This is a genomic window from Pseudomonas sp. FBF18, assembly GCF_024261405.1.
In the GTDB taxonomy this organism is placed as follows: domain Bacteria; phylum Pseudomonadota; class Gammaproteobacteria; order Pseudomonadales; family Pseudomonadaceae; genus Aquipseudomonas; species Aquipseudomonas palmensis.
Window position 1 is genome coordinate 163,086 of the sequence record NZ_QKRS01000013.1, and the last position, 10,352, is coordinate 173,437.

General features: G+C 62.8%; 14 protein-coding genes. 1 reads left to right on the plus strand and 13 read right to left on the minus strand.

All coding sequences use genetic code 11. The features are described 5' to 3' along the window. Positions 1-62 precede the first annotated feature (62 nt). Genes DN387_RS19620 through DN387_RS19680 form a run of 13 tightly spaced genes read right to left on the minus strand, consistent with a single transcriptional unit; the run spans position 63 to position 10,074 of the window. Positions 63-476: a phage tail terminator-like protein gene (locus DN387_RS19620; protein ID WP_254506223.1), complete on the minus strand. Its 414-nt coding sequence runs from the start codon at positions 474-476 to the stop codon at positions 63-65. Continuing rightward, a complete protein-coding gene (locus DN387_RS19625; protein WP_254506225.1) occupies positions 473-898 on the minus strand; it encodes an HK97 gp10 family phage protein in 426 nt (141 codons plus the stop codon). The genes DN387_RS19620 and DN387_RS19625 overlap by 4 nt, the downstream gene beginning before the upstream one ends. Before the next feature lie 13 nt (positions 899-911). Beyond that, entirely contained in the window at positions 912-1,301 is a 390-nt protein-coding gene (locus DN387_RS19630; protein WP_254506227.1) for a hypothetical protein, read from the minus strand. 3 nt (positions 1,302-1,304) lie between these two features. Next, the gene (locus DN387_RS19635; protein ID WP_254506229.1) at positions 1,305-2,318 is read right to left on the minus strand and encodes a hypothetical protein; all 1,014 of its coding nucleotides are present in this window, start codon (positions 2,316-2,318) and stop codon (positions 1,305-1,307) included. Continuing rightward, complete coding sequence (locus DN387_RS19640) at positions 2,315-2,839, minus strand: DnaT-like ssDNA-binding protein (protein WP_254506232.1); 525 nt, start codon at positions 2,837-2,839, stop codon at positions 2,315-2,317. The genes DN387_RS19635 and DN387_RS19640 overlap by 4 nt, the downstream gene beginning before the upstream one ends. Positions 2,840-2,891: 52 nt before the next feature. After that, positions 2,892-3,272 carry a hypothetical protein gene (locus DN387_RS19645; RefSeq protein WP_254506235.1) on the minus strand — a complete coding sequence of 127 codons (381 nt, stop codon included), beginning with the start codon at positions 3,270-3,272 and terminating at the stop codon, positions 2,892-2,894. 12 nt (positions 3,273-3,284) lie between these two features. Continuing rightward, entirely contained in the window at positions 3,285-4,244 is a 960-nt protein-coding gene (locus DN387_RS19650) for a DUF2184 domain-containing protein (protein WP_254506237.1), read from the minus strand. An 18-nt stretch (positions 4,245-4,262) separates the two neighbouring features. Continuing rightward, positions 4,263-4,748, minus strand: coding sequence for a hypothetical protein (locus DN387_RS19655; RefSeq protein WP_254506239.1), 486 nt, complete (start codon positions 4,746-4,748; stop codon positions 4,263-4,265). Positions 4,749-4,760: 12 nt separating this feature from the next. Further along, positions 4,761-5,894, minus strand: coding sequence for a DUF2213 domain-containing protein (locus DN387_RS19660; RefSeq protein ID WP_254506241.1), 1,134 nt, complete (start codon positions 5,892-5,894; stop codon positions 4,761-4,763). Between the two features lie 14 nt (positions 5,895-5,908). Then, positions 5,909-7,666, minus strand: a complete 1,758-nt coding sequence (locus tag DN387_RS19665; protein ID WP_254506243.1) for a phage portal protein — start codon at positions 7,664-7,666, stop codon at positions 5,909-5,911. Positions 7,667-7,698: 32 nt separating this feature from the next. Continuing rightward, complete coding sequence (locus DN387_RS19670; RefSeq protein ID WP_254506245.1) at positions 7,699-8,985, minus strand: terminase family protein; 1,287 nt, start codon at positions 8,983-8,985, stop codon at positions 7,699-7,701. Then, the gene (locus DN387_RS19675) at positions 8,972-9,433 is read right to left on the minus strand and encodes a DUF2280 domain-containing protein (protein WP_254506247.1); all 462 of its coding nucleotides are present in this window, start codon (positions 9,431-9,433) and stop codon (positions 8,972-8,974) included. Before DN387_RS19675 ends, DN387_RS19670 begins: the two co-directional genes overlap by 14 nt. Positions 9,434-9,465: 32 nt before the next feature. Beyond that, positions 9,466-10,074, minus strand: a complete 609-nt coding sequence (locus DN387_RS19680; RefSeq protein ID WP_254506249.1) for a putative metallopeptidase — start codon at positions 10,072-10,074, stop codon at positions 9,466-9,468. Between the two features lie 91 nt (positions 10,075-10,165). Here DN387_RS19680 and DN387_RS19685 point away from each other — a divergent pair. Then, a partial coding sequence (locus DN387_RS19685; protein ID WP_254506251.1) for a hypothetical protein occupies positions 10,166-10,352 on the plus strand: 187 nt, incomplete at its 3' end.

Below are 10,352 nucleotides of genomic sequence, written 5' to 3' on the forward strand. Positions count from 1 at the left end.
ATTCGGCTGTACGGGCCTAGGCTGCGTGTTTGGTTGGCCGCCAGAAGAGGCCGTTGAGTGACTTACAGGTCTGCGACGCCGCGGTAGCTGATGCTGGCCGGGACCGTGTAGGTCGTCGGCTCGGTGATGGTTGGCCCCTGCTCTACCGGCTCGATGATCAGCCCCTCGAATCCACTCCTGCTGAGCTCGGAGTCGACCGGGAAAAGACCGGAAAGCGCGGCGACCAGCGCCTCAGGAGTGCCCAATGGCTCGCCAGATGGGCAGATGATGCTCACCTGGTAGACGCCGGCGTACTCGTAGGCATCGCCGCCCAGGTAGCGACAGGTTGTCGGACCAGGTAGTAGGAAGGCCCTCAGGTAAGTCTCGCCAGCCGTGGGCTCGAAGGCCTGCTCGAAGTTCGCCACCTTGATCGGGTAGGCCATGGCCCAGGCCGACAGCTTGATCTCGATCGCCTGGCGGGCGCGTGCGTGGCTCATGCGTTGACCTCTCTAACGGCCTGCTCGACCATCTGCTGGAAGCCGGCCAGGGTAATTCGCACCATACCCGCCGGGGCCTGACCGCTGTGGCCGTACTCCAGCGGAATGGCATATATCAGGTTGTTGACCAGGTAGGCGGTCTGCCCGTAGCTCAGATGCTGCACGTCTGCCGCCAGCTTGGCGATGGTCTCGTGCCCGTCCGGGTCGAGGTTGTCGAGGCTGGCACTTGCCGGCGCGTCTACGGTGAACTGCCAGTTGCCACGGAATCGCCCGGTGTCCACCGGTGATAGTCGGATGACGGTTGTGCCGATCTCGATCATCACGCGGCGGAACACCTCGTCCATAGTCTCCAGCGTCTCGTCGCGGTACTGCTGGAGCTGCTGAGCGAACGACCCGTTCAGATTTCCGAAGCGGGATGTCATGTGGTTGGCCATGCTACGCCCTCGCCTGCACTTCAAAGCCGACGTCTAGGCCAGCGTAATTCCAAGGCACAACTGCGATCAGGGTGTAGACCTTGCCATCGAAGATCACCTGGTCCTGGGTGGTCGGTACCGGTAAATCTGTGCCGTCGAGTTTCTGCGGAGAAACCAGCAGCTTGACGTCGCCCTGCTTGATGCGGGTGCCGTCGATATCCTTCTGGGCGTAGGTGTCGCGGAACGCGGATCCGGCATGGCTCACGGTGATGGTCGTCGCGCCTCCTGCGACCGGGTCGTATGAGCCCTGCTGACGACGCTGCAGCGTCATCTCCGCACCCTTCCCGCCCTTCTCCCGTGGCGCGAGCATGCGCACCGCCAGCGCCCGGCTGCGGTCGTAGATGTCGGCCATTGGTCAGGTCCTCAGGTGGTAGATCAGGTAGCAGCGGCAGTTGGCGGTCTCGTCGTAGCCGGCACCCAGAGCCCTATCGCCCGGATAACGCAGCAGCGCGCCGCTGTTGGTGCGGAAGGCCTGGCCAAGGATCACGGTCTCGCCGCGCATGTGACGGTGGCTGTTGCGCACCTTCTCGTCGGCCCGGTCCCGCCATTCTTTCTCGATCTTGGATCGGTCCAAGCCTTGGGAAACCAGCTGCTCCCAGGCCTGGTCGCGGCCGGCGTTGAACGATTCGGTCGCCGCAGTCCTGACCAGCATCTCGACATGTGTCTTCAGCAGGCGATCGGAGTACCGACCGGCGATCTTCTCGACATCGGCGGTGGCCACCGGCTTACCGGCCTCAAGCGCGCGCCGAACGATGCCATCGAATCGACGGTCGCGGCGGGTGCGAGAAAAGTACTTGCGCATCTCGTCCGGGTCGCCGCTCAGCAGCTGCTGGCGGGCATTGGCCACGTACTGCGCCATGTTACCGGGAAGACCCAGCACGCCACCGGTGCGCCGGCCGGTCTGAGGACTGGTTCGGCCCACCAGATCAAGGGCAGCTTGCCGCGCAGTTCGCTGTGGGCCGCCGATCGTTCTCCGGCTGCCCATCACTGCGCGGATCGCTTCACGCACGCCGTCGGCGGATACCTGCCGCACTTGCTCGACCTGCTGGGCTACCCTGGCCTGGGCCAGCTGGGCAGATGGGTCGAACTCTTTGCGGCCAATCTCACGGCGCAGTGGCGCGGGAATGATGATCGCGACCATCTCGAACCGTCCGCCGGCCAGGAAGGCCCCGCGCATCGCCTCGGTGAAGGTCGCCAGCGCACCGAGGCTCAGCAGTGCAACCAGGCCCTGCTCGTCATCCTCAGCAATTAGCCGCTCGACCTCCGCGATCACCGCAGCGTCAACCGCGGCGCGGATCGAGTCGAGATAGGCCCGCTGCATGCCAGGCTCCAGCGCTTCGATCGCCCGCAGGATCTCGCCGGCTGTCATACGACGTACACCGCAGCCGCTGGGCAGCGCACGACAAGCAGCGGATACAACAGCGAGTCAATGATGCCGATAACCGGACGGATACTGGGGGTTCCGTTCTTGGCCACGGCGAATTCTTGCTCAAGCGGTCCGACTTTCTCGCGCTGCACTACCTGGGATGGCACGAAGTCGGGATTCAGGCTGCCGGGGGCGGCCTGCTCGCGGGCGGCAGCCTCGTAGGTGGCCTGCTCGATGGCTGCCGGGACTACATCCCCCGGTACCTGGTCGCCCATGCGATCCACGGCGCCAGTGCGCGGCCATTGCAGCGCCTGGCTGTAGCCTCCGGCCTTCTGGCCGGGGAAGACGTACACGCAGCCAGCAGTAGCGTTGCTCGCCTGCTGGCCGACCATACCGTCCACATACCCCGATGCCCGCACTAGGGCGGCCTGCTTGTCCACTTCAGTGGCGGCTGCCCAGGCGGCGTTGCCGCGGGCGGCCAGGTACGCATCGGCGCCGGCCAATGTCCCGTAGAAGTCAGGCATCGTGGTATCTCGAGTTGGTGGGCGCCGGATTTGCCGGAACGCCCGGGGGTTATTACTGGTGCTTGGCCAGTTCGGCCTGCAGCTCTTCCAGGGTGACGTCTTCGCCGACCTGGATGCCCTTCTCGGCGAGCTTGGCGATGGCCTCTTCCTTGGCCTTGGCTTCAGCCTCGACCAGGCGCTCTTGCAGGGTCTTCAGGCTGGAGTTCTTCCCAGCCTCGATGCCCAGCGCCTTGAGCTTGGCGAACAGCGCCTCCTTGTCGCCTTCGTCGGCCTTCGGCGCAGTGCCGGAGACCTTCAGGAAGTCCAGGCGGGAGGCCAGCTTGTGGCCCTGCTCGGTCAGGTCGACTTCGCGGGATTCGCCCGGGGCGAGGTAAATCAGGCCCATGGCGGTGTGCAAGCCCTGCAGCGCCTTCGAGTTGTTGGTCACCTTCATGACGTTCTCCTATCAGGCCACCGGCGGGGTGATTTCGTCGAGGTAGGCAACCGCGCCCGGCAGGCGGATCTCGGTGCCGCCGGTGCGAGCGATGATGCCGGTCTCGAAGCCCATGATGGACTTCTGGCGCGGGGCCAGGACGCGACGCGGCATCGGCAGGTGGAAGCGAAGAACTTCAGGGTCCTTGCGGTAGGCAACCGCTCGGCCGCCGCCGTCCTGCGAGGCGTTTCGCGCTTCACGGATCGGCATGATGTCCAGAGGCTGGCCGGTTTCTGCGGTGTAGATGTTGTTGCGACGCAGGTATTCCAGCACGGTAATGAAGCCATCACCGGCACCCAGGCGCTTGGTCGCTGCCAGGCGGAACGCGTTTGGAGGCAGGCGCAGGGTGTCAGCCCATTCAACTTCCTCAGTGTTGGTACGGATACCAGACAGCAGGCCGTTCACATCGTCGAGGATCTGGTCCACGGTCTTGGCCGACCAGAAGGTCGAGCTGCCGGTGCCGGTGGCCGCCGCGTCGGCGCGGGATACCGCCGAGTTGTTCAGGAAGCCCTGCCAGTTCTTTTCGGTGGAGCCAACCATGGCAATGCTGTTCAGCAGGCGTTCAACCTTGTCCGCAGCGCTCATGGCCTTGGTGTCGTTCAGGTTTACGCCGTACAGGGCGGCCTGGTTGATCTCCTCCAGGTTCCACTCCCAGCCGGAGCCGATCATGGCGAAGTCGTGCGACGCTTGATCGCGGGTGGCCTGGTTGAACGGCATGTCGGTACCGGCGCCGCTGAGGAACTTGGCCTCGCCGGCGGTATCGACCGTGAAGAAGGTGGTGCCGATAGCCCACGGCTGGCCTTCGGTCACGACCGGCACGTGCGCGGCGTAGTTGAAGGCTGGGTAGCGGCGTTGGTAGACGCGGGTCTCGATGTTGCGGCCCTGGGCCAGAACGAACGGGAGCGCCGCCTGAGCGTCTTCGAAGCGATTCATGTGGTAGTTCCCTCGGCCTTAGGCGGAAGCGATTGGGCGCAGGCCCATGGAGATTTCGACGATGTCGCCGTTCGCGCCGGAGGTGTCGAACACGACATCAGGGAGCGGGCCGACGATGCCAGCGCCGGTAGCGGCGACGTAGCGGTTGGTGGTCGGGTTGTAGAACACCTCGCCGCCGTCCACGACAGCGCCGCCGGCCTGGACCTTCATGCAGCCCATGGTCATGAAGGCACCGGTGAAGTACTGCGGGTAGCCGTCGACGAGCTGCGAGCCCTGGGCAACGGGCGGCACTGCCGGGTTCAGCACTGCGAACCCAATGAACGTGCCGGCGGAGAAAGGCACAACGCCGTGGTCACCAGCGCCGCGCTGGACTGGCACACCAAAGCGGATGCCCTCAGCGTTCTCGACGGTGCGGGAGATCTTGTTGCACTTCTCCTCGCTGGCAATCTGGCCAACCAGGCCCTTGGCCGGGGCGTTGCCGTAAGTGGTTTGGTAGGTAGCCATTGCTGGTTCTCCTTAGGCCTGGGCCGGGCGGTGGGCGGTTTGCATGTCAGCGATCATCTGCAGGCGCGCCTTCTCGGCGTCGTCACCGGTGGTCTTGCTGTCCTGCTGGATCATGTGCTGGCGGAACGGGTCGCCGGACGGGTTCTTCGCGGCGTCTTCAAGCAGCAGATCGAAGCGAGCGTCGATGTAGGCCTCGGTCTTGCCAGCGATGGCTGCGTCGCCCAGCTTGGCGATGACCACGGCCTTGCGGATCTCGGCGTCGCCCTTGCCGGTGTAGTCGGCATCGGCGATGGACTTGGCCTTGGTGATCAGGTCGGCACGAGCCTGGACGCGCTTGTCAATGTCAGCATCGCTCAGTTGCTTGGCCTTCAGTCCGTCGATTTCGGCGTCCTTCTTGGCCAGCTCGTTATCCTTGGCCGCCAGGGCCACGGCATGCGCGTCGGTCAGGGTCTTGATGTTGACGCCCGCGTCGGCCAGCTGCTTGGTCAGCTTGTCGATCGCCTGGGCGCCCTGGTCGGTGGTTTGAACGGACAGGCCATCAACAATGACCGTGCGCAGGGAATCAGCCATGTGATGGCCTCCTTTTGGGGGTGTGGGGTCGTTATCACCGATGCGAAGCTTTTCGCCGCCCCGAGCGCGATGCTCCAGGCTCAGGTGATTCATTTTCATGGGGCCGAGGTAGACGTCGAAGTGCTCGCCATCCGGGGTCTTGCCGTCCTGGAACACCACTTCAGCGCCGTAGCCCATGGAGAGCTCACGCTTGCCGGCCTCGTAGTCCTCGATGGCCTTGGCGTCCATAAGCACCAGCGGCACCTTGACGAACTCGCCATCGCGGACGACTTCGCCGCCGGTTTGGCCGATGGCGTGGTCCTTCCAGTTCTTGGCGTTGACGCCCTCGCCTCCCGGGTGACCATTGGTCATGGGCCGGTATGCGTAGGACTGCATGGCGTCCTTGTGGAATACCGAGCTCTCCGGCCGGTACACCTTGACGATCGGCTTGTCGCGCAGGCCGTGCTCGTTGTCCGGGTCGATCTCGGTGCCCAGGTAGTCCTGGATGCCGGCGCGAGCGACTCGGGCCTCGGCCACCAGGTAGCCGTCAGCCGTCCGCCGCACATTGGAAGCGGTGACAGAGTCTTGAAGGATCATGGTTTACCTCAGGGCTACAGGTCTTCGAAGATTTCCGGCCCGAATTCGATCTTCCCGCGGTACGGCTCGACCTTGCTTAGGTCGAGATCGCCAGCGGCGTAGGTGATGGTCACGTGCGGCTGGTACTCCTCGTAATCCCACGAGGCGCCGGCTTCACGGATCTGCATGTGTCGCCAGGCCAGTTCGGACGAGTTGAACAGCAGCACGACAGCGCCTTCGCTGCCCAGCGGCTCGACCAGGCGTGCGCCGCCAGGGGCGACGGTTAACCCGCCGTCATGCCGACTGCCCCAGTCGCCGCCAATCTTCATCCAGTCCAGCGCCTGCCGGCTGTATGCGATGGTGACGTGCAGGTCATCCGTCGGTAGCGTGGCTTCGAAACCTTGCGCCTTGGCCCAGGCCTGGATGTCGGCGCCGTTGGTGACCTTGCGCTGCACGTACAGCGGCCTTGGCGCGGCGTCACTGAGGGAGGCAGTGCGCGACGAGGTCTTGCTGCCCTCCTCGTCGATCTCGCTTTCTTCCTCGTCCGGCAGCTGGGAGCCGAACTCAGCAATGGCCGCCTCCAGTCCGGGCAGAACGCTCTGCTCGACCAGCATGGTTGTGGCCGCCTTGCTCAGCGCCTCATCCGGGAACAGCTTTGATTCGCCCAGAATCTTTACTGTCTCCGCTGACCGCTTGCTGATCTCCGACCGCTCGGAAGCGGTTGGCTGCCATAGAGGATTCCAGATGTAGTGGACCTGGGCGTCTCTCGACCCCATAGCAGAACGAATTAGGCATTCGTCGAGGATCTGCATGGTCGGCGTGATGTCGAGCTCCTGCATGGCTTGGATGCGGTCGTAGTAATTTCGAAGGTCAGACTCGCCGGTACTGCTCATGCCTGCCGGTGATTGTCCAGCCAGACGAGTAAGCGGAATGTCTGCTGCGCCGGCCACTGCCTGCAGGAATCGGTCAATCACATCTGGCAGGCCGCCAAAGCTGGCAGACTTGCTTTCGTACTCCTCCAGGGCGTCCAGCAGGATCTGGCCGTTTATGCCTTTGGCAGTAGCGGCCAGGCCCAATCGCTGCAGAACCTGTTTTCGATACTCAGGATCCTGCACGTGCTGCATGAAGTCAGGAATCTTGATCACATCGACCTTGGCCTCAAACACCAGGCTGGCCACGTTCGACATGGTGCCGTCAGACTGCTTGATGGCGTCGATGACCGACTGCAGCACCGAATCACCCCAACCGAACTGCTGTCCGATCTCAAGATCAGCATCTGGTAGCTCGGAGCCGATGAACACGACCAGGCGCGACGGGTGAATGTCGATCTGACTGCCTGCCAGGCGATATGCCTTGGGCTTGCCGTACAGCTCGGACTGGGGGTCCTGCTCCAACTCTGTAGGCGACAGCTGCCGGCGGCTCATCACCGTCAGGTACTTGATTCCACCTGCCTTGATGCGCTCAGGATTGAGCGGAACTGAAGTGTCGCGCTCACCGGTGCCAATGAACACTGCAGCGCCGCCGAACAGTCGCGCACGGGTCATTGCCTGCTTCACCTTGCGGCGAACATCCAGCCGCTTCTCCTCAGCTTCAATCTTCTGGATCTGGTCCTTGCTGGCCTGCCACCCCCGCCAGCGCCGCGTGGCATCAAGCGGCGGGATGTCGATGATCTTGCGTGGGAGCCATGCGCCCCGGTACGCGGCCATCAACTCAAGGTCGGTCATCACCTCGAAGGCATACACGGACCCCGACGCCTTATCGCGCCCGGTGCCAAGGTTTGCCACCAGGTTCACGAGCTTGTCGCTTAGGAATCGGACTGCGCCCATTAGGAAACACCTGCGAGGGAGTACTTGTTGATTGGGTACTCTTTGTGGATGAAGTAGCCGCCGGCATCTGGCCGGTGGTCGTTGCCCTGCTTCTTGTCAGGCTCGCCGTTAGCGCCCCAGATCTGCTGCTCGAGATCATCGGCATAGGTCGGGCACTTGTCCGCGTTCACGCGATACCGGCGCTGCCCTGCTGCGTTGCAGAACATGGCGTTCATCGAGTTGATTCGATCCTTGACCGGCGGGTTTGCGCCCGGGGCCGAGACAATGAAACCGGCCTGTTTGAGCAGGGATATGTCGGTCTCGCTGGCCCGGACGGACTTGCGAGAATCGCCAGAGGCGTCGGGGTAGACCCGGATCTGGCGTGTGTTGCGGTAGTCGTTGCCGTCGTACAGCCAGTACCGCTCCTTGATCTGCTTGATCATGTCCGGCGTGTCGTAGCCGTTGATGATCTCGTCGACCGCGTGCGGTAGGCCAAGACGCTTCACGTGCACGACCGCCGACATCTTGCCGACGTTGAAGTCCATGCCGATGAACAGCACCTCACCAGGCTGGATGGTCTCCTGGCTGCCGTTCAGCTTGCGGTCGTAGGCGGTGTAGATCGTCCCGGACGTCAGGTTGACGAACTGGCCATTCAGGTAGGCCATGATCAGCTGCTCTGGGTACGAGTCCATCAGCGACGGGATGTAGTCAGGCGGCAGATTCAACTCATTGTCGAACGTACTGGCCTGCACCAGCCCGTACATGCCGTTCAGCGCTGGCTTCTCGCGCAGCTGCTTCACGAACTGCTGATAGACGAACTTGAACCCCTCAGGGGTCGTGGTGACGTCTACACCGTTCTTGAGCCCGTCAACGTTGTAGCGCATACGGGCAATGATCTTGCGCCAGGCTTGCTCAGCCTTGAGCTTGGGCAGAACGTCGAGTTCGTCTACCAGGGCGTGACCGATCTTGAAGCCCACGATGGTCTGCGGCTTCTCCATCGAGCGGCAAATGGTCGTACTGCGGTACTGGCCGCCACTGTAGAACTCGACCTCTTTGTCGCTCTCCTTCGTCTTGACCTTCAGGCCCCAGTCGAAGGCTACCTCCTCTATGGTCGGGAAGAAGATGTCGCGAATCTGCGGGTAGGTCGGGGCGAAGTAGCCGGAGTTGATCCGGGGCCACTCCCACACGTGTTTGCAGATGCCAGCGCAGCCTACCCAGGTCTTACCCGAGCCGAAGCCAGCGACGAAGCCGCGAAACTTGTGATGCATCTGGAGGAAGGTGGCCTGAGGCACGTTAAGCATTGGCATCAGGCTTCCTCGCATCCATAACCGTGACCTGAACCGAGGTGGGTACTACGTTCTCCTGCGGCACATCCGCCTTTGTCTGGCGGTTCACGTAGACGTCACCAACCTCTTTGGCGGCCTGCTCAAGGATTTGGAGGGTCAGCCCGTAGTTGCGCATGCCCTCAACCTTTTCGGCCAGCCTGCCCAGCGTACGGAGCCTGTAGGCCCTGTTCGCGATGGGGATCTCGGCCGCCTCTTCGCGGAATCGCGCTCGAGTGTCTTCGAATAGCGTCACCCAGCGCTTGGCCAGGGTCTTGCTGCATCGCTTTGTTGGATCGTGCGTCTCCACCTGCTGGCGGGTCACATCGATGTTGAATTCACGCTTGACGGCCTCTGCCACCTGGGTGGGGGTATCGAAGCAGGCCAACGCCTGAACGATAAAGGCCTTCACCTCGTTGCTCAGGGCTGCCATAGGTTGGGATTCCGTCTAATGCCTGTCTAGCGTCAGGCCGACTTGAGCAGACAGGTTCCGCAGGCCCTCGAAATGTTGATCTTGGCCACCTCAGGCGGCCGGCTTGCAGCTTCGATCAGCTGCTGTACGTCAGGGCTGGCACCGTAGCGCCTCACCACGCCGACGAACTCCTCGACATCGTGACCCCGCATCTCAAGCTTGGGCAGACCGTCATCGCCGAATGCCGGGGCGCCGTACTTATCGAGCTTGTGCGCTATGTGGTAGAGCTCGTGCTCGACCAGGGCGCAGAACTCAGCCTCAGTGCACTGGGCGCAGTAGTCAGCGGCAAGGGTGATCAGGAACTCAGGCTCTTCGCCGAACCAGTCACGCATCTGCTGCTCTTGTCGGGCCTTCTGCCAACCGCCCGCCCGGATCATCAGCTGCTCGGCTTGGCCCAGCACCGTCCTACCCTTCTTCGCGAACGCAGACGACGCCCACAGCACGCCGATATTGGCGTCAATGAGGTGAGCGTGCTCTTCGTTGTGGATGCTGCCTGTGTTGGCGAGGATCTCGGCCTGTATCCACTCCCATACATCGGGGGAAGGTTGCAGGGTGAGCCATAGCGACTCGAGCAGGTCGGCCGGTGGCATCGGTCTGCTCATAGCTACTCCCGCGCCACAAAACGGCGCATGTCGATTTCGTGGCGCGGTGGAATTATCCTATCCGCGAATGAATTACCCCACAGGGATCGGGATGACCAGACTTACCAAGATTCGTATTGCCCTCACGCTTGGTGCGCTCGCCGGAATCGCTCCAGTGACATTGATCTTCCTCTGGGGACTAATCTATTTGGTCATAGCCATCGTCTATATGGATAAGCTTGCCTTGCCAGTGACGATAATCGCCATCTCTGTACCGAGCCTATGGGGGTGCTGGAAAG

Coding starts and splice junctions, on each gene's coding strand:
- DN387_RS19635 (WP_254506229.1), bottom strand. CDS start 2,318: ATGACAGCCGGCGAGATCCTGCGGGCGATCGAAGCGCTGGAGCCTGGC.
- DN387_RS19670 (WP_254506245.1), bottom strand. CDS start 8,985: ATGCCAATGCTTAACGTGCCTCAGGCCACCTTCCTCCAGATGCATCAC.
- DN387_RS19675 (WP_254506247.1), bottom strand. CDS start 9,433: ATGGCAGCCCTGAGCAACGAGGTGAAGGCCTTTATCGTTCAGGCGTTG.
- DN387_RS19645 (WP_254506235.1), bottom strand. CDS start 3,272: ATGAAGGTGACCAACAACTCGAAGGCGCTGCAGGGCTTGCACACCGCC.
- DN387_RS19620 (WP_254506223.1), bottom strand. CDS start 476: ATGAGCCACGCACGCGCCCGCCAGGCGATCGAGATCAAGCTGTCGGCC.
- DN387_RS19650 (WP_254506237.1), bottom strand. CDS start 4,244: ATGAATCGCTTCGAAGACGCTCAGGCGGCGCTCCCGTTCGTTCTGGCC.
- DN387_RS19625 (WP_254506225.1), bottom strand. CDS start 898: ATGACATCCCGCTTCGGAAATCTGAACGGGTCGTTCGCTCAGCAGCTC.
- DN387_RS19655 (WP_254506239.1), bottom strand. CDS start 4,748: ATGGCTACCTACCAAACCACTTACGGCAACGCCCCGGCCAAGGGCCTG.
- DN387_RS19680 (WP_254506249.1), bottom strand. CDS start 10,074: ATGAGCAGACCGATGCCACCGGCCGACCTGCTCGAGTCGCTATGGCTC.
- DN387_RS19630 (WP_254506227.1), bottom strand. CDS start 1,301: ATGGCCGACATCTACGACCGCAGCCGGGCGCTGGCGGTGCGCATGCTC.
- DN387_RS19640 (WP_254506232.1), bottom strand. CDS start 2,839: ATGCCTGACTTCTACGGGACATTGGCCGGCGCCGATGCGTACCTGGCC.
- DN387_RS19660 (WP_254506241.1), bottom strand. CDS start 5,894: ATGATCCTTCAAGACTCTGTCACCGCTTCCAATGTGCGGCGGACGGCT.